The organism is Winogradskyella sp. KYW1333 (assembly GCF_003335675.1).
GTDB lineage: Bacteria > Bacteroidota > Bacteroidia > Flavobacteriales > Flavobacteriaceae > Winogradskyella.
The window spans coordinates 305395-325361 of sequence record NZ_QPHL01000017.1; the positions used below are offsets into that span (position 1 = coordinate 305395).

Genomic DNA, 19967 nt, shown 5'->3' on the forward strand with positions numbered 1-19967 from the left:
AATTCTATGGATTGGGCTTTTGACATTACCATAAAAACTAGAATATTTTTAAACAGTTTTATTGAAAATTTGCCATTATCAGAATTAAACAAGGTGCCAGATGGTTTTAATAATAATATCATTTGGAATATCGCTCATGTAATAGTTACACAGCAATTATTGGTGTATAATTTATCTGGTTTACCCACAATTGTTTCTAAAGAAATGATTGATTCCTATAGAAAAGGGACTAGGCCTTTGCGTGATTTGAATCAGGCCGAAGTAGATGCGATAAGTAACCTTTTGTTTTCAACCATTGAAAAAACTAAAGATGATTATGACTCTAAATTATTTCAAACCTATAATCAATACACGGTAACAACAAAAAATACAATTAGTAATGTTGAGGAAGCAATTGAGTTTAATAATTTTCATGAAGGTATTCATTTAGGTTATATTTTAGCACTTAGAAAATCAATCTAATACTATGGAATATTACTCAATAGCAACAATCTTAATTGTTATATCTGCTATTTTCGGTTATATAAATGTGAGGTTTATAAAATTACCAATTACAATTGGATTAATGCTTATAACAATTGTGTTTACAGTTGTTCTAGTAATAATAGGTCAATTTGACGATACTTTATTATTAAGAGAAAAAGCATTTATTAATAGTATTGATTTTGAGACTGTACTGCTTGACATTATGTTAAGTTTCTTGCTTTTTGCAGGTGCGCTTCACACAAATTTTGATCAATTGAAGGTACAACGAGGACCAATTTTAGCTTTTGCCACGCTAGGTGTAATGGTTTCAACTGTATTAGTAGGTACAATTATGTTTTATGTTTTAGGTTGGATTGGTATAGATGTGTCATTTATCTATTGCCTATTATTTGGTGCATTAATATCTCCTACCGATCCAATTGCGGTTCTGGGTATATTGAAAAAAGCAGGAGCACCAAAGAAACTTGAAACCAAGATTGTGGGAGAGTCCTTATTTAATGATGGGGTTGGTGTAGTAGTCTTTCTTACAATTTTTGCCATTGCCGCTAAACCAAATGCAAAAATTGAATTTTCTGATATAGCTACACTTTTTGGGCAAGAAGTTATTGGTGGTATTGGGCTTGGTTTGTTTTTAGGATGGATTACCTATAAATTAATGAAGTCTATTGATAATTATGAAGTTGAGGTAATTCTAACTATTTCGGCCGTGATGGGAGGAACTATGTTAGCTCATAAGTTTCACTTATCGGCACCATTAGCTATGGTAACTGCAGGATTAATTGTTGGAAATGATACAATAAGAAGTAGTGCAATGTCAGAAACCACAGAAGCCTATGTAGATAAATTCTGGGAATTGATAGATGTGCTTTTAAATACAATTTTATTTGTAATGATTGGTATGGAAATGCTTGTACTAACGTTAGAAGGCAATTATATCTATGCAGGTTTATTGGCAATACCAATTATTTTGTTGTGTCGCTATTTGTCACTTTGGTTACCCGTTAAATTTTTTGCTAAGCGTTTAGATTTTGTACCCAAAACAAATCTAATTATGACTTGGGGAGGATTAAGGGGCGGTATATCAATTGCATTAGCACTAAGTTTAACCACTGAAATGCACAGGGAATTATTCCTAGTCATAACATATATAGTTGTTGTTGTTTCAATTGTTGGTCAAGGACTTACAGTAGAACCAATAATTAAGAGATTGACAAGAAATAATGAAGCTAGTTAAAGTTAATTATTGAATTAACATCTTCAAACGGAATTACAAACTCGGTGTAACCTTGAGCATAACTCGCTATTTCATAAGTGTTATATAGCATAATTAAACCTTCTTCACTATATCCTATGTTTTCAGGAAGTTGAAAGGATTTACCATAGAAGTAATCTTCTATATTTAAATTTTCTTCTTGAGATTTTAAATCTTCAATAAAGTATGTTTTCGCTATTTTTTTCAATGTGATTGTATCATTAATCAAATTGGCATTGTCGATTATGCCACCCGTTTTAGCATTTAGGTTTAAAAATTTGATTTTATCATTTCCATGCGCTCCACCCTTAAACTCATAGGTGCTAATTGCAATAGATATAATTTCATCAGATTGATAAGTCTTTTCTGTCTCGACGTAAAGTTCCCATTTAGGGTCAGATTCATCAGGAAATTGAGACTTATATTCTAAATACTCTTCATTAAATTCATTTAAAATAGAGTTTAAATTTTCAAATTTCGTTTCAGGATTCAACGATTTAATAATTGAGCTTTCAATATTTGAATTAATAATCTTAGCCAATTCACTACTGCCGTTAGCCTTCTCATAGTTTAGAGAAATATCTGCATCATAATCATTTTCAGCGCTGATGATTTTAAACGTAGCTGGTTTAATTTCAGATTCACAGCCGATAGCTAATGTGAACAAAAAAATGAAAGCTGTAATTGATTTCAAGATTACACGAATTTGTTAAACACTTAATAAAGGTATTGTATTGATTTAAAACAAGCAATTGGATAATTCTAGTGTTATTAAAAATAAAAAAGTCCAAGTAATTTTTTACTTGGACTTTTTTATAAATCTTTTTTAGTCTATATAATATATGTAGCCAAAGTTGAACCACAAATTCCAATCATTTGCTTTATTAGAATCTAATTTATGGTCTAGGCCATCAATAAAATCATCAAAATAATATTGCCATCTTAATTCCAATAACAAATCAGAAGATAAACTTAATCTGTACCTTGTACCAATACTTGTTACTACAGACCATGTTGAACCACTTTTATCACTGATAAATGAATCTCCTTCTGCAACTGCATTCCAGCCGGAATAAAAGTTATCTAAATTATTTATTCCGCCGTCTAACCCGTAAGTCGTTTCTACGCTAGGATTAAAGGATACAAAATGCGCTCCAATAGCACCAAAAGGCGCAAAGTTGAAACCACCTGCGACATATTCTCTAATACTAAGTGGAAAAAATTCTAACTGGGTACCAATATCCCAGTTTTGTGCTTCACCAGAATGAGCTCTTAATTGGTCTGCTTCGATAGTAGTTCTATCACTACCAACCCACTTACCAAAATGTTCTAATTTGGTTTTGTTCCATGAAATCTCAGTTCTTAGTTTAAAGTGGTCATTAAAATAAGTATCAGTAGTATAACAATTACAATCAGACCTAAATGCAAAATTAATGTAATGAACTATGCCAACAGCAATACCAGTGTTACCAGAATTAGTTTCAAAATCTCTTCTAACTCCAAAATCAGATTGGAAAGCGACTGGACCGATAAAAGCGCCTATTTCATGAGAAATACCTAGTTGAGCATAAATCGATTGAATTGATAGCATCATTACAATCAATATTATAAGTTTTCTTAAGTCTTTAGCCATAATGGTTTTAAAAGTTGAGGCGCATGCTGAACAAATATATAAAAACTCGATAATCCACAAAATAAAACGGATAAAATGCAATATTATTCTGTTTTTGCAGAATTCATTGACATAGTAAGTATTTCAATTATAATTGAGAATATCAAAAAAAAATATCCTATTTTTTAAAGATAATGTATATTTGTAGCTTGTAATTCACAATTTATTAACAATATTTTACATGAAAAATAAAATAGATGCTTTCATGGACCTTGTTAAGGAACGCAATGGCCATGAACCAGAGTTTTTACAAGCTGTGCAGGAGGTAGCAGAAACTGTAATTCCATACATCGTGAAGCACGATATTTATCACGGAAAAAACATTCTCTTAAGAATGGTTGAACCAGAAAGGTTGATATCTTTTAGAGTGAGTTGGGTCGATGATTCTGGTGAAATTCAAGTAAATAGAGGTTATAGAATCCAGATGAATTCTGCTATTGGGCCTTACAAAGGTGGATTAAGATTTCATCCTACCGTAAATGCTAGTATTTTAAAATTTTTGGCTTTTGAGCAGGTATTTAAAAATAGTTTAACAACACTACCAATGGGCGGTGGTAAAGGTGGTTCGGATTTTGATCCAAAGGGAAAATCGGACAATGAGATAATGCGTTTTTGTCATGCATTCATGACTGAGTTATATAGACATATCGGTCATAATACTGACGTACCAGCAGGTGATATTGGTGTTGGTGCTAGAGAAATTGGTTTTATGTTTGGTATGTACAAAAAATTGAACAATACATTCACTGGTGTATTAACTGGTAAAGGACAATCTTGGGGAGGATCTCTTATCAGACCTGAAGCAACAGGATACGGGACAGTTTATTTTGCAGAAAGTATGCTTAGTACACAGAACGATTCGTTTAAAGGAAAAAATGTAGTGATTTCTGGCTCGGGAAATGTGGCTCAGTATGCTGCAGAAAAAGCCATTGAACTTGGTGCTAAAGTTTTAACTTTTTCTGACTCTGGTGGTTATATTCATGATGAAGATGGGATTGACATAGATAAACTTAAGTATGTAATGCATCTTAAAAATGAAAAACGAGGAAGAATTAGTGAATATGTGGATAAATATCCAAATGCAGAGTATTTTGCAGGTAAAAGACCTTGGTCTGTCAAATGTGATATTGCTTTACCATGTGCTACACAAAACGAATTAAACGGAGAAGAAGCTAATCAATTGGTTGATAATGGCTGTATATGTGTTTCTGAAGGTGCAAACATGCCTTCTACTCCTGAAGCAATACATGAATTTCAAAATGCAAAAATATTATTCGCTCCAGGTAAAGCATCTAATGCTGGTGGCGTTGCTACGTCTGGGTTGGAGATGAGCCAAAACTCACTTCGTTTGAGTTGGACAAGAAAAGAAGTAGATGAAAGATTAAAAGATATTATGAAGGATATCCATGACTCTTGTGTTAAGTACGGAAAAAGCGAAGATGGTTCTGTTGACTATATTAAGGGTGCAAATATTGCTGGTTTTGTTAAAGTTGCAGATGCCATGTTAGCGCAGGGTGTGATATAGTAAAAGAAAAATAATTTGATTAAAAGTCTCTAACAAATTTTAGGGGCTTTTTTCGTTTCTATTGATATTATATACTTAAATATTCCGTTTGTAATAAATATATTTGAACAAATGAAAGAATTGATGAATAGATTTGCGATAAATTTATTTGCTGTATTTGTTTTCTTTTGTAACGATGGCGTTGCACAAGATTTTTCGAATTTATGGCAATCTCACTATTCATATAACAACATTGTTGATGTTGTATCTGGTAATAATAATATTTATGCTGCTGCTGAAAATGCTGTTTTCAGCTATGAACCCTTAACAAACGAGCTCTCAACTATTACAACAGTTGAAGGATTATCAGGAAGAGAAATAACCACAATTTACTTCAGTAAAGATTTTAATTATTTATTGATTGGCTATGAAACAGGTTTGATTGAATTATATTCAACATTGGATCAGTCAGTTTTGTCCATAGTGGATATTTTAGATAAAGAAAATATTACTCCTGACAAAAAGCAAATAAATCACTTCTATGAGCATAACGGCTTTATTTATATTTCGACCAATTTTGGTGTGTCAGTTTATGATTTAGAAAGATTAGAATTTGGTGACACTTATTTTATTGGCAATGGAGGTTCACAGATAAGAGTTAATCAAGTTACAGTATTGGATAATTTTGTTTATGTGGCATGTTTAGACGGGACTGGATTAAAGCGAGCAGACTTAGGCAATCCAAACCTAATTGATTTTCAGCAATGGGAAACAGTTTTAGGGGGAAACTTCAGAAATGTTAATACATTAAACGAAAAAGTTTATGCAACTCGCATGAATAGGTCCTTATTTGAGATTGATATCAATGGATTTAACCAATTATTTCAATTTGATACATTACCAAAAGACAGCAAGGTTTCTGGAAATAGTATTGTATTTACTACGAATGACGAAGTGCTCCTATATGACGTAAACATACAACTAGTAAATATTTTTCAAGCATCTACGGAATACATATCAGTTTTTTCATCGGCGACATATTTAGATAATAGAATCTATATTGGCACTAAAGATCTCGGAGTTATAAGTAGTGAAATTTCAGATGGAATTGACTATTTGCAATTATTGCCCAATGGACCAATTGAGAATAACATTTTCAGACTGGACGCAACCTCTGAATCTGTTTGGGCCACATATGGAGAATACACAGAAGCATTGAATCCCTTTCCTTTAACATCTAAAGGAATTAGTTATTTATATGAAGATGAATGGTATAATATCCCCTTTGACAGTGTCCTTGGGACGAGAGAATTAAATGAAATCACACCGAATATTTTTAATCCAAGCCAAGTTTTCATCAGTTCTTATGTAGACGGTATATTAGAACTAAATGATTTTTCTTCAACTGAATTACTAGATGAAACTAATAGTGGTTTAGAAACAATTGTAGTGCCTAATAATCCAAATGCAAGTGATATAAGGGTATCTGCGACTGAATTTGATACAAATGGTTTACTTTGGTCATTAACTAGTAGAGTAGATCGTGCTTTAAAATCTTTTGACCCAATTTCAGGAAATTGGCAAGGCTACAGCTTTTCTGATTTAATTGATAATCCATTATCTGATGAAGTAGGATTTTTTGACATGGAAATTGATAACAATGGAACCAAGTGGATAGGGTCATATAATAATGGATTGTTAGCATATAACGAAAGCATTGGTAACAATCCATTGAGAAATTTAAATTCTGAATCTCAAAATGTGTTACCATTTACAAGGTTTACCGCATTAGCTTTGGATAATAGAAATCAGTTATGGTTAGGAACAACCAAAGGATTAAGAGTATTATTTAACACATTTGGGTTTTATGATGATCCCAATCCTACATTACGTTCCATAATTATTCTTGAGGAGGGTATACCTAAAGAACTATTAGCTAATCAAGGTATAACAGATATAAAAGTTGATGGTTCCAATAATAAATGGATTGGTACAGCAGATTCAGGTGTTTTCTATTTTTCACCAGACGGTCAGAATACAATTTATCATTTTACTATTAATAATTCTCCTTTGCCTTCCAATACAATTAATGATATATCAATTGATCCAAATAATGGGATTGTATATTTTGCTACTAATAGAGGTTTAGTAGCTTTTACTTCTGGAGGTTCTTCCACCAAGGAAGATTTGGAGGAGGCGTATGTTTATCCAAATCCGATAAGACCAGAATACGACATACTTGGGTCTAGTGACCTTAATGATATTAATAAAGGCATCAAAATTACGGGCCTTACCGAGCGTGTAAATATTAAAATTACCGACGTAGAAGGTAATTTAGTTGCCGAGGCTCAATCAAATGTAAATTTAAGATCATCACAGGCGAATTATAATTTTGCAATTGATGGAGGAACTGCTATATGGAATGGTAAAAATCTTGCGAATTCTATTGTTAGAACAGGTGTTTATTTAATTATGATTTCAGATTTAGACTCCTTCGAGACTAAAGTTCTTAAGGTTCTTATTGTTAGGTAAAATGCTTAAATCAAATAATTGTATAGTACTTTCAAAATTAAAATATCGTGATTATGATCTCATTGTTAAGTGTTATACTGAGGAGCATGGCATAACAAGTTACATGCTTAAAGGAATTCTTAAGTCTAAAAAAAGTCAATCTAAAACAATTTATTTTCAACCATTATCATTACTTCAAATTGAGGAAAATTATAGACCTAATCAATCCTTTCAATTTATTAAGGAAGTTAAATTTAGCCATGTTTATAAATCCTTACACACCAACATCTACAAAAGCTCAGTTGTATTATTTCTTGCGGAGATTTTATCAACGGTTTTAAGAGAGGAAGAGCCAAACAAAGATCTATATAATTATATCTCAATTGCATTTCAGTATTTGGATGCAGAAGATAATTTTTCAAATTTTCATTTGTTGTTTTTACTTAATCTAACAAAATATTTAGGTTTTTATCCTGAAAAAACTCACCAAAAACATCCGTTTTTCAACTTAGAATCTGGTGTTTTTGAATCCGATAATAAAGGAAAACACTCAATTTTTGGCGAAAATTTATTGCTCCTCAAACATATGTTGGGCATAAATTTTGATGCACTTTATTTGGTGAAAATAAATGCAAAGCAAAGACGTGAGTTTTTAAATATGTTATTGCATTATTTTGAATTACATTTGGAAGGTTTTAAAAAACCTAAGTCATTACAGGTGCTTAACGACGTATTTCATTAAGCTAATTTTTGAAAAGATTTAATGCAGATGCCTCTAAAATTGAAATACAATTTTATTTACACTCTTATACTGGTTTTATTTCTTAAACCAATATGTGCTCAAACAATTACGGTTTTAGAAAAATCCTCTAATGAGCCTATACCCGGAATAGCTCTTTATAACCTTAAGAAAACCAAATCACTTGTTACAGATTTAAACGGTAAAGTGTCCATTGATATATTTGAAAATAATGAATTAATTTTTTTTCAAAATTTTCTGTACGAGAAATTACAAATTATAAAAGCAGAAATATTAAACAACAACAATTTTGTCTATTTAATACCAAGGGTTGAAGATTTAAGTCAAATTGTTATTTCGGCTACAAAATTTGAGCAAGAAAAAAGAGACATTCCACAAACTATTGTAAGTATTGGTACTGAAGAAGTATCATTAGTAAATCCACAAACAAGTGCGGACTTATTAGAAAACACCGGTAATATTTTTGTACAGAAAAGCCAAATGGGTGGTGGGAGTCCTATGATTAGAGGGTTTTCAACTAATAGATTACTAATTACTGTTGATGGTGTTAGGATGAATAATGCTATTTTTAGAGGAGGAAACTTACAAAATGTAATATCAATAGATCCATTGTCTATTAAGAATACTGAAGTTACCTTGGGAGCCGGATCTGTTGTTTATGGTAGTGATGCAATTGGTGGCGTGATGAGTTTTTATACTAAAAAACCACAATTATCATATAAGGACGAATTATACCTTAATGGTAGTGCTCTTATAAGGTATGCAAGTGCAAATGAGGAAAAAACCGGTCATTTTGATTTTAATTTAGGGTATAAAAGATGGGCATTTTTAACAAATGTTAGTTACACGAACTTTGATGACCTAAGAATGGGAAGTCATGGACCAAATGAGTACTTACGAAATCAATATGTTGTTAGAGAAAATGGTGAAGATGTTTTAATGAACAATCCAGATTCTCAAGTACAAATACCTACAGGATACAATCAGATAAATTTAATGCAGAAAGTTCGTTATGAACCGTCTGATAATTTAAATTTTGATTTTGGCCTTTATTTTACAACAACTTCAGACTATCCAAGGTATGATCGATTATTGAGGCCAGATGAAGATGGGTTAAAATCAGCGCAGTGGGATTATGGTCCTCAGCAATGGTTTATGACCAATTTTCAAGTTACTAAAACAAGCAGCAGATCTAACTTGTATGACAAAATACAATCGACATTGGCTTATCAAAATTTCAAGGAGAGCCGAAAAGTTAGAGATTTTCAATCTCCTTTCAGAGAAATAAGAAAAGAGAACGTTAATGCATTTTCATTTAACCTTGATTTAGAAAAATCACTTAGCCCAAAGACCTCTTTCTTTTATGGACTTGAATACCTATTTAATAAGGTTGGGTCAACTGGTAAAGAAGAGAATATTGAAACTGATACGAGTGTTAGAAATGTCACACGTTATCCAGACGGTTCAACTTGGCAATCCATTGCAAGCTATGCGAGTTTAAAATATAAGCCTAATAAAAAATTTGTGTTCCAAACAGGTTTGAGATTTAATCAGGTTATCGCAAAAGCAGATTTTACTGAGAATAACGATTTTTTAAATTTACCATTTGATAATACAGAAATAAATACTGGAGCACTTACTGGGACGGCTGGAATTACTTGGTCTCCAAATAACGTGATTCAGTGGAAATTAAATGCCTCAACTGCTTTTAGAGCACCAAATATTGATGATATAGGTAAGGTTTTCGATTCTGAACCTGGTTCTGTAGTGGTGCCAAATAGTGACTTAAAAGCAGAATATGCATACGGTGGTGAATTAGGGTTAAAACTGAATTTTGATGATGCTTTAATTTTAGATCTAGGAACCTACTACACATTTCTAGACAACGCGTTAATAAGAAGAGATTCTGATATCAATGGGGAAACTGAAATCATTTATGATGGTGAATTGAGCAATGTTCAATCTATACAAAATGCATCTAAGGCTTGGATTTACGGTTTTGAGGCTGGTTTAGAGATTAATTTTTCAGAAAGTTTAAAACTAAGGTCACAATATAATGTAATAGGAGGCACTGAAGATAATGAAGGTATCGAAGTACCTGTTAGGCATGTTGCTCCTAATTTTGGCAGAACCCACTTAATTTGGAATAGGAAGAATTTACTGCTTGATGGATTCCTTGTTTACAATGGTTCTTTAACTAATAATCAATTAGCACCATCAGAATACTCTAAGGCATACTTATATGCAATTGATGAAAATGGTAATCCTTATTCGCCATCTTGGCATACAATTAATCTTAGAGTGCAATATAAATGGAATAACAATTTAAGTCTAACAGCAAGTCTTGAAAATGTAACTGATCAACGTTACCGACCATATTCTTCAGGAATTTCTGCACCTGGTAGAAACCTTATTCTGGCCTTGAAATATACATTATGAAAAATTACTACCGCTACTTAGTAATTTAATTGAATTATGAAAAAACTTATTTGTACGTTTTGAATTTAAATAAAGTATACACAGTAGACGAAGCGCAAAAAAAAATGGAGAATTTTTGCGCATATCAAGAGCGTTGCCATAAAGAGGTTAGAGCTAAACTAATGTCAATGAACATGATACCGCAAGTAATTGATACAATTATAGTTCATTTAATAGAGCAGAATTATTTAAATGAAGAACGGTTTGCAATGACCTTTGTTAGAGGGAAATTCAGGATTAAAAAATGGGGTAAAAATAGACTAAAGCGGGAATTGAAATTTAGAAATATTTCAAACTATAGCATTACTAAAGCAATTAATCAAATAGGTGAAACAGAATATCTAAAAACTTTAGATGAAATTGTAATTAAGAGAGTTAACCAAGTAAAGGAAAGCAATAAGTATAAGAAACGAAAAAAAGTAGTGGATTACCTTTTATATCGCGGTTGGGAATCACATCTTATTTATGAAAAACTAAATGAATACGTGTAAAAAGCTTTTTTACGGGAAAGGGTTTCTAAATTTTACAGTTAATTACTAAATAAAACGATTTGTATTTTCAATTGCTTTTTTGTTTTTCCAATCAATCCATTTTTGACCTTTAATCCGACGCATTACGTTATCATAGTTTCGCATTAAAAAAACGTTAAAAAGTGCTTTTCCAAGATTTTTTGGATTTCTGGCGATTGCTCTTAAACTCATGGAAAAACCTGGAGTTATATATCGCATATAATGCCAATAACCTTCTGGCATGTAAAGAACCTCACCATGTTTAAGATCACAAATATAGCCCTCAACATGTTTTAAAGCAGGCCACTTGTCAAAATCAGGATTTGTCCAGTCTATATCTTCTCGAGTAATTAACGAGTGAGGGATTTTATAAAGAAATTTATTTTGTTTTTGATCAAATAAAATACACTGCTTTCTCCCTTCAAAATGAAAATGAAAAATATTGGCTAAATCTATATCATAATGCATAAAGGTGTATGAGTCCGTACCTCCGAAGAAGAGCATGGGTAAACCCTTCATAAGACGTAACCCAAAATTTGGATATTTAAAGTCTTTTTGAAGTTGTGGAACCTCCTTTAATATATTCCAGAGAAAAATCCGAAACTTAGTTGGTTCACGCTTGAGCAAATCTACATAATCACTCAGCTTCATTGTTGCATGAGCTTCGTTAAAACCGTCCGTGTAATCGACTGGTCTGTCATCGTATAGTGGCACTGTTTTATCACCTGCAACTTCCTTCATATAATCTAAACTCCATTTAGAATATGCTGGCCAGTCTTCAATAAAACGCTCAATAACCAAAGGTTTTTGTGGTTTAAAGTAGTACCTTAGAAAGTCGGTCTTGGTTATGTTTTTAACTCGTGGAATTTGTTGTAGGTTCAATGCCAAAGTATTCCGTTTTAAATCAAAGTTAATAAAACGTTTCTAAAACTATAATATTACATTTTTAAATTTTGTTGCTTAAAGCCACTTGGACTCTCTTTCTGTTGCATCGAGAATATCAGTATTTAAGAAGCTTGCTATTTGTTTGGCTTTTTCAAAAGCATCACATTTTTTATAGGTAGAATAGGCTTCAATTTTTTTATTTGTGTCATAGAATAAATTCAGTTTTATGATTTCTTTAGACACATTGGCTTCTGCAGTTCTAGATCGTAGGGTGGTGTTTTCGTTCGTTTTAAACACGGACACATATTCAATTTTGGGAATTGGTTTCCATGAACCTAAAGAAACACCTAATATCGATTTAGTTTTTCTGTAAAATCCATTTTTGAAATCAAATTCTGACCCTTCAGTTAGTAGGAGAAATACACCCATTCCAATTAACAAGAATCCTTTAAAACTAGAAAATAATGAAATTACTCCTAGAACCAGAGCAAGACTCCCTAGGATAAGTTTCCAGATTGCGAGCTTTCGGTTAATTACAATTTTTTCCATGAGTTGAATATAACTAAATAACCCAATTGAATATTGAGGATTTTTATGTAAGGTTATCTAAAGCTATACCTAAAACCAAATAGAACATTGCTAGGAGGCATTGGTACAAAACCTGTTTCAATATAATCAGCATTAAAAATATTACTTGCCGTAACGGTTAACTCCATTTGTTTTAAACGCATTACTAAAGATGCATCCCAAACATTATAGGTTTGCCCGGTAGTTCTTTCGGCATACTTATAAACAATGTTTTGTCTTATATTTTTAAATAACTGTGTACTTAATCTTGTAATATATTGGTGCTTAAGTGTATTAAGCGAGTAGCGAGATAGTTCTGGGTTTTGGTCTAAAATATCATTCTCTAAAAATGAATAACCAAAAGTAAGTGTCTGATTAAATTCTTTAATCTTAAAATTATAAGAAGCATCAAACTCAACTCCCTTAGTATTTACCTCTCTTATATTCGTTGCTGTAAAAACACCGTCAGTTGTGTTTGGTCTTATGTAATCAATTAAGTTATCGGCATCTCTATTAAATACGGCTACAGAAGTAGAAAACTTAGGTGAGAAATACTTTATCCCTAATTCTTGAGCAAAAGCTTCTTCGGGTACTAAATCAGTATTCCCAGATGTTACTGGATCACTGTAGTATAAGTCTGTATAAGTTGGTATTCTATAGGTGTAACCAACATTTCCATATAACCTTAAGTCATCAGAAATTGAATATCCAATATCAATACCTGGAAAGGCATTAAAATCAAAATCAGAGAAATAGGTCATAGCTACACCAGGTGTAATATCTAATTTGTTATCTGCTAGATTGAATTTATGCTCCAAGAAAACTGTTGCCATAAACCTGTTTCTATTACCTAGATTGTTACTACGTAGGTAAATTTTAGATACGTCTACACCAAATCCTGTTATACCTAATTTTGAATTGTATGATGCATTAGCTTCTGCCCCAATTTTATCAGAAATATGAAAATTTCTATAGAATTCAGGTTCAAATCGTCTCAACAAAAACACATCTTGATTACGTTTCCAATATACTCTAGGGTGGATTTTAAAATTATTCTTTCTAAATGTTGTCGTAAAGGCAATTAAACTATTTTGAGTTTCCTCATATTCATTAAAAGTTGAATTGGTAGTGTAAAAGTTCTCAGCACCAAACTTACGTTCCATAAACGTTGCAATCATTTCTATAGGTTGCTTATTTTTATTGAAAGTACTTTTAAGGAAATAATTAGAATTGTCATAGTCTGAATTATTTCTGTATCCTGCAGAAGTTACTCTGCCAAAGTGCACAATATGCGTTGCATTGTCTTGTTCTAGGCCAACGGTTACATTTCCATTAAGCTGACCAAATGATCCAGCTTCAACATTGGTTGAAACCGTATTATTCAATTTCTTTTTTGTAACAATATTAATTGCTCCAGTAAACGCATTTTGGCCAAACACTCTAGCGGCTGGTCCTTTTATAATTTCAATACGCTCAATTACTTCTATTGGTAAAGCTGCATTCATTGTATGATGCCCTGTCTGTGCATCATCCATTTTAATACCATCAATTAAAATTAAAGTTTGGTCAAAACCACCACCTCTAATAAATAAATCGGCCTGACTTCCTCCCGTACCACGTCTTCTTATATCTACACCAGCAACTTGTTGTAAAAGGTCCGCAACATTTGCAGCTGCACTATTTTTAATATCTGCCGCAGTTATGATATTAACTGTTCTAGAGTTTTCTTTAAATGGAATATCAATACGCGTTGAGGTTAAAGTTATTGAGTCTAAATTTTGTTGCGGTATTGTTTGCGCATCAATACTGTTAATTACTGATAGTAAGGCAACCATCAAAAATAAATTCTTATTAAGGATCATTTTATTAGTTAGTTTGTTGCCTCAAAGGTAAAATTATTTTAATCTAGAAAAAGTATTGAATTAAGAATTTAATTTACGGGAAAATGTGTGCTACAATCGATACATTTATATTCATACCTAGTACTGAATGGCAATGTGCCTGAAATAAAACCAATTAGAAAATGAAAAAACGATTTAAGATTATTAATCGTTGAATAAAGTTCTATTTTTTCTTTTTTACAATTAGGACAGCGTATTAAGTTGCCATCATCATCTACAGAAAATTTTGTAATAGATTCTAAAATATCTCTCGCCTTGTTTTCATCTTTTGCAAGCACTTTCAGTTTTACACCACCAATAGCATGGCTTACTAGTGGGTCTGTATCTATTGTAATGTTGTCGCGTAAAAAGACTTGAATATCTTCTGCTTCTAATCTTCCTTTGATGATTTGGGCTTCAGAAGAGTAGGTGTAACGTGCTATGGTAACAAAGGTGTCTTTCATTCTTTAACTTTAAAAAAGAGTATCTTTTTGTACAGGTTGGATAATATAAGGTTTGTTAGTATCTACATTTCTTTTATATAAATCACTGCTTACAGGATGTGCAGAAAATGGTTTATTGGTCATACCAACTGCCATTAGCTCATTAACTTCTGGGATGCTCAAACCTTCATCTAACCAATCTTCAAAATAATGAGGATCTAAAACCAAGGGCATGCGTTTACCCTTGTTGTGTACGTCCATAAAAAAATCATTAGCATCTGTTGTGAGTATAGTTGTGCTTAATGTATTGTCATCAATGTCGTTATAAAGACCTGCAAATAGAAACACATCACCGTCAGGATTCTCATCTGAAGGTTGGAAACAGAAATAAGGTATTGCTTTACCATTTTCGTGATGAGGTTCATAAAAACCATCTGCCAAGATGAGACACCTTTTATCTTCTGCGCTATTTCTAAAGGACGCTTTATCAAAAATAGATTCTGAACGTGCATTTAAGGTGTTACTTTTTTTTCTGAATACTTCAGGATCATGTACTGCCCAATCTGGTATTATTCCCCAGCTAGCATCGTAGATTGTATTGGGTTCATCCATTTTTATGATTTGAAGATTCCCATGGGTAAATCCGTTGAGGTGGAAATATGGCTTGTAGGTTGAGCTGTTATCAAACGTCACCTTTATTTGATTGCAAAGCTCTTTTTCAATTTTTTCTCGTTTTTTCCTTAATGCTGAAGAATAACACATGATTCTAAGATAGTAATTTTCATAATTATTGATGCCTATTTGCCAATAGAGGTGGTGGCTCACCATTAAAGGGATTCCAACGGCTAATGGTTTTTGCTTCCATTCCTGCTGCACTGATAACAGCTCTATCACCATAACGTTCTCGCATTTTATCTATGGCTTGTGCTAGGTTGAGTTGTATCTTGTTGTCTTCAAATAAGTTGATTTGATGGCCACCTTCGACCAAATGACTAAAACGCACACCTATTAAACGGACCAACAACCTGCGATTATATAGTTTATTAAACAGATCTAAAACAACAGGAATAATGTTATGGTCCATAGCGCTATATGGTATACGCTTTTGCTGTGTATAGGTCTGAAAATCGGAATATCGAATCTTAAATGTCACACAAGCGGTTAACTTATTGCCACGCCTTAGTTGATATGCTAAATTTTCTGCCATAGCAATAACCAATCCTTTTAGTTTATGAACATTGGTGGTGTCTTGCCCAAAAGTGCGCTCAGTAGAAATAGATTTACGCTCATAATATTGTATTACAGGACTATTGTCTATGCCATTGGCTTTTTTCCAAATGGATAGACCATTTTTGCCTAGTACTTTATGCATGAGTTCCATAGGCATATCTTGTACGGTTTTGATGCGCTTTACACCCAAATCACAAAGTGCTTTATAGGTAGCACTACCAACCATAGGAATTTTTTTCACCGATAGTGGTGCTAAAAATGGTTTTTCAGTACCTGAAAGAATTCTAATTTCGTTATTAGGCTTAGCTTCGCCTGTAGCAATTTTTGAAACGGTTTTATTCATTGATAAACCAAAAGAAATAGGTAATCCTGTTTCTTTAATAATTCGCTGGCGCAATTCTGAAGCTAATTTGTGGCAACCAAAAAACTTGTCCATTCCGGTGAGGTCTATATAAAACTCATCAACAGATGTTTTTTCATAAAGTGGCACACTTTCTTTTATAACATCAGTAACATTCTGTGAAAACTTAGTGTAAATCCCAGAGTTGCCTCTAAGTATAATCGCTTCTGGGCATAGTTGTCTTGCCATACGCATTGGCATAGCAGAGTGTACGCCAAATTTTCGTGCTTCGTAACTACAAGATGCCACAACACCTCTATCGCTGGTACCACCAATGAGTACAGGTTTTCCGTTTAGTCTACTATCTAATAAGCGTTCGCAAGACACAAAAAAAGTGTCTAAATCCATATGTACTATAGAGCGATTAGCGTTCATATTGTGCTTTAAAGTCTTTAAAACTTTTCTTTCTTTGAAATGTTGGATTTGTAGACTTTATTGAATATCGTGGGTCTTCAATAACAGCTAAACGTTCAAGCTTTGAAACTTCAATAGATACACAGTCAAACTCTATCATCACCTTGCCTGTAATTTCATAAACACCTTTTCCTCTAAACGGATATTTGCTCGCAATAGGCGGAAAATGAACCGTATCTATAAAATCACCATCTCTATCTAAAAATGTACCGAAATACATGCGTTTACCCTTTGATGTGCTTGTATTTTTAGTGGTGACTAGATACCCTTCAATGGTTACGTATTTACCTTCAAGCTGTTCTAGATGTTGAGCACGTAACTTGCTTGTTGATGGTACTTCTAACAAGTGAAATGGATTACATAACGGAAAGCCCAGCAGTTCAATTTCATCAAACGCATTTTCTAATGCTGTACTTGGTAGTTCTGGTGTGTTGTAGTTGATTCGTCTTGTCTTAAACAAGGTAATTACATGTTCTTGTATTACTGTTTTGCTAATCTTTAGATGTGCTTCCCAGAGTAGTTCGCGCTTGTTGATGTTTGTAAATCGAAACGCGTTGATCTTTATCAAGATACTGATTTGTTCTATAGAGATAGGAACCCGTTCTATAAAGTCGTCTAACGATTTAAAGGTGCCGTTTTGTTCACGCTCTCTAAGGATACGTGCTGTAGTTCTAGACTCAAAAGATTGTAAAAACATAAACCCTAGATAAATAGTAGTACCTCTGATAATAGCTTGATTGTAAGAGTTGTTAATACATGGCGATTCAATACTGCCATTATGCATTCTGGCTTCATGAACATAGAGTTCTGTACTGTAAAAACCACCAAAATTATTAATGGTAGCTGTCATGTACTCTAGCGGATAATAGGCTTTTAAGAATAGACTTTGATAACTTTCTACAGCGTAAGATGCTGAGTGTCCTTTGGCAAAAGCATAACCGGCGAAACTTTCAATCTGTCGCCATATTTCTGCAGTAAGTTCTAGAGATTTACCATCGTTTTTACAATTATCAAAAAACTGTTGTTTTACTTTTAAAAATTCGGCTCTAGACCTAAACTTACCAGACATACCACGACGTAACATATCAGCTTCGCCAAGTGTGAGTCCGCCAAAATAGTGCGCGACTTTAATCACGTCTTCTTGATACACCATAACACCATAGGTTTCTGGCATAATATCTAAGAGTACAGGAGGTGCGTCTTTTCTTTTTTCTGGGTGACGACAGCGTAAAATGTACTGGCGCATCATACCAGATTTTGAAACACCAGGCCTAATAACAGAACTTGCGGCCACTAAACCAAGGTAGTCGTCTACTCTAAGTTTTTTTAAAAGCATGCGCATCGCAGGTGATTCTACATAAAAGCAACCAATAGCCTTAGCATTTTTGAGTAAGTATTTTATGCGTTCATCTTCTTTAAAACGTTTAATATCATGAATGTCTACAGGTGGTTGGTTACTGTAGTTTTTGTCAATAATTTCTACGGTGTCTTTTATTTTGCCTAGACCGCGTTGACTTAAAATATCGAACTTATACAAGCCAATATCTTCTGCCACAACCATATCAAATTGTGTTGTAGCAAACCCTTTTGGTGGCATAAACGTAGCACCATAGTAATGGATTGGTTTTTCTGAAATTAAAATACCACCTGCGTGTATACCAAGATAGTTAGGAAACCCTTCAATAAATTGACTGTATTTAAGTACAAGTAATGATAGTCTATCCAGTTTTTTAATATTAAACCTTCCTCTTGTTAACATATCCATTTCAGACTTTGGCAATCCAAATACTTTCCCGAGTTCTCTAACAGACGCTCTAAATTTAAAAGTGTTATATACCGTAATAAGTACCGTATGCTTAAAACTGTTGAAGATAAATTTGGTAATATCATCTCTGTCTTTCCACGAGAAATCAATATCAAAATCGGGTGGATTTTGTCTAAAGAGATTAATGAAGCGTTCAAAGTACAGGTCGAGCTCAATAGGGTCTACATCTGTAATACGAAGCAGATAAGCAATAATACTATTAGCACCACTACCACGACCAACGTAGTAGTAATCCTTGCTACGTGCGTACTCTAAAATCTTCCAATTGATTAAAAAGTAAGACACAAAGCCTTTTTGTTTTATAATGTCTAGCTCTTTTTTTATACGGCTGTATATTTTAGAATCTGCATTATTCCCATATCGGTAGGGAATACCTTCATAGGTTAGTTTTTCTAAAAGTTGATAATCAGAATCAGCATTTTCTGTGAGGAATCGTTGGTTTTTTGGTATCGGATTTTCAAAATCAAATGAAATAGAGCAATTATTCAGTAGGTGCTCTGTATTGCTAATAAGACTTGGGAATTCCGAATACATTCCACATAATTCGTCATATGGTAGCATTTTATCATCCTCATAGCCTTCTTCAGATTTAGGAAGCTTACTTAATAAGGTATTATTATCAATAGCACGTAGTAAGCGATGCGTGTTAAATCCTTTTTTGTTTTGAAAAGACACTGTTTTTAGAACTACCAATTTCTCTCGGTGTGTATTCCATCTTGAAAATTTCAATTGGTTAAGGTCTTTGGGTGTAATGCCTAAAAATTCATTTGGTTTCAAGTTGAAATCTTTCCCTTTTTGGTATGGGTAAATCACAAAACAATCGTCTAAGACATGTTTTGGTCGTTCAGGAATTTTTAAATTGTGATTATGAAGAAACTGAGAGAGGTAATCATTTATATTTTGAAAACCATCGTTGTTTTTTGCAATTAAGATAAACTCTTGATGGGCTTTGTTTCTAAAATCTACACCAAGAATAGTTTTCACCTTGTATTTTTTGGATAGACGAACGATATCTAAACAAGCTGAGGTCGTATTAATATCTGTAAGCGCTAAAGTCTGCACACCATTTTCTGAAGCAATGGCAAGCAGTTGCTCAGGTTTTATGGTGCCGTAACGAAGGCTATAATATGTATGACAGTTTAAATACATGG

16 protein-coding genes are annotated in these 19967 nt (G+C 33.0%); 7 read left to right on the forward strand and 9 right to left on the reverse strand.

Annotation, left to right across the window (positions count from 1 at the left end):
• The first annotated feature begins 6 nt into the window (after positions 1 to 6).
• Both DUZ96_RS11200 and DUZ96_RS11205 read left to right on the forward strand, forming a co-directional pair.
• Positions 7 to 462 carry a DinB family protein gene (locus DUZ96_RS11200; protein ID WP_114302027.1) on the forward strand — a complete coding sequence of 152 codons (456 nt, stop codon included), beginning with the start codon at positions 7 to 9 and terminating at the stop codon, positions 460 to 462.
• Positions 463 to 466: 4 nt separating this feature from the next.
• Positions 467 to 1720: a sodium:proton antiporter gene (locus DUZ96_RS11205; RefSeq protein ID WP_114302028.1), complete on the forward strand. Its 1254-nt coding sequence runs from the start codon at positions 467 to 469 to the stop codon at positions 1718 to 1720.
• On the opposite strand, the gene DUZ96_RS11210 is transcribed toward DUZ96_RS11205, so the two are convergent.
• Both DUZ96_RS11210 and DUZ96_RS11215 read right to left on the reverse strand, forming a co-directional pair.
• Positions 1713 to 2432 (reverse strand): DUF3298 and DUF4163 domain-containing protein, encoded by a 720-nt coding sequence (locus DUZ96_RS11210; protein WP_114302029.1) that lies wholly within the window; start codon positions 2430 to 2432, stop codon positions 1713 to 1715. The genes DUZ96_RS11205 and DUZ96_RS11210 overlap by 8 nt on opposite strands.
• Before the next feature lie 132 nt (positions 2433 to 2564).
• On the reverse strand, positions 2565 to 3371 hold the full coding sequence (locus tag DUZ96_RS11215) for a THC0290_0291 family protein (protein ID WP_114302030.1): 807 nt from the start codon (positions 3369 to 3371) through the stop codon (positions 2565 to 2567).
• A 220-nt stretch (positions 3372 to 3591) separates the two neighbouring features.
• Between DUZ96_RS11215 and gdhA the strand changes: the two genes are divergently transcribed.
• From gdhA to DUZ96_RS11240, 5 genes are all read left to right on the forward strand, one after another.
• On the forward strand, positions 3592 to 4935 hold the full coding sequence (gene gdhA, locus DUZ96_RS11220) for an NADP-specific glutamate dehydrogenase (protein ID WP_114302031.1): 1344 nt from the start codon (positions 3592 to 3594) through the stop codon (positions 4933 to 4935).
• A 123-nt stretch (positions 4936 to 5058) separates the two neighbouring features.
• The gene (locus tag DUZ96_RS11225) at positions 5059 to 7446 is read left to right on the forward strand and encodes an ABC transporter substrate-binding protein (RefSeq protein WP_114302346.1); all 2388 of its coding nucleotides are present in this window, start codon (positions 5059 to 5061) and stop codon (positions 7444 to 7446) included.
• Between the two features lies 1 nt (position 7447).
• The gene (gene recO, locus DUZ96_RS11230; RefSeq protein WP_114302347.1) at positions 7448 to 8167 is read left to right on the forward strand and encodes a DNA repair protein RecO; all 720 of its coding nucleotides are present in this window, start codon (positions 7448 to 7450) and stop codon (positions 8165 to 8167) included.
• A gap of 27 nt (positions 8168 to 8194) precedes the next feature.
• Positions 8195 to 10624: a TonB-dependent receptor plug domain-containing protein gene (locus DUZ96_RS11235; RefSeq protein ID WP_409010772.1), complete on the forward strand. Its 2430-nt coding sequence runs from the start codon at positions 8195 to 8197 to the stop codon at positions 10622 to 10624.
• 104 nt (positions 10625 to 10728) lie between these two features.
• On the forward strand, positions 10729 to 11154 hold the full coding sequence (locus tag DUZ96_RS11240) for a regulatory protein RecX (protein WP_114302348.1): 426 nt from the start codon (positions 10729 to 10731) through the stop codon (positions 11152 to 11154).
• Positions 11155 to 11199: 45 nt separating this feature from the next.
• On the opposite strand, the gene DUZ96_RS11245 is transcribed toward DUZ96_RS11240, so the two are convergent.
• From DUZ96_RS11245 to DUZ96_RS11275, 7 genes are all read right to left on the reverse strand, one after another.
• Positions 11200 to 12060 carry a cupin-like domain-containing protein gene (locus DUZ96_RS11245; RefSeq protein ID WP_114302033.1) on the reverse strand — a complete coding sequence of 287 codons (861 nt, stop codon included), beginning with the start codon at positions 12058 to 12060 and terminating at the stop codon, positions 11200 to 11202.
• 72 nt (positions 12061 to 12132) lie between these two features.
• Positions 12133 to 12606 carry a hypothetical protein gene (locus tag DUZ96_RS11250; protein WP_114302034.1) on the reverse strand — a complete coding sequence of 158 codons (474 nt, stop codon included), beginning with the start codon at positions 12604 to 12606 and terminating at the stop codon, positions 12133 to 12135.
• A gap of 53 nt (positions 12607 to 12659) precedes the next feature.
• A complete protein-coding gene (locus DUZ96_RS11255) occupies positions 12660 to 14486 on the reverse strand; it encodes a TonB-dependent siderophore receptor (RefSeq protein WP_114302035.1) in 1827 nt (608 codons plus the stop codon).
• 68 nt (positions 14487 to 14554) lie between these two features.
• Entirely contained in the window at positions 14555 to 14968 is a 414-nt protein-coding gene (locus tag DUZ96_RS11260; protein WP_114302036.1) for a DUF2007 domain-containing protein, read from the reverse strand.
• Positions 14969 to 14977: 9 nt separating this feature from the next.
• Positions 14978 to 15844, reverse strand: a complete 867-nt coding sequence (locus DUZ96_RS11265; protein ID WP_114302037.1) for an SOS response-associated peptidase — start codon at positions 15842 to 15844, stop codon at positions 14978 to 14980.
• Positions 15735 to 16952 (reverse strand): DNA polymerase IV, encoded by a 1218-nt coding sequence (dinB, locus tag DUZ96_RS11270; RefSeq protein ID WP_114302038.1) that lies wholly within the window; start codon positions 16950 to 16952, stop codon positions 15735 to 15737. Before dinB ends, DUZ96_RS11265 begins: the two co-directional genes overlap by 110 nt.
• Complete coding sequence (locus tag DUZ96_RS11275) at positions 16942 to 19965, reverse strand: DNA polymerase III subunit alpha (protein ID WP_114302039.1); 3024 nt, start codon at positions 19963 to 19965, stop codon at positions 16942 to 16944. The genes dinB and DUZ96_RS11275 overlap by 11 nt, the downstream gene beginning before the upstream one ends.
• Positions 19966 to 19967 lie beyond the last annotated feature (2 nt).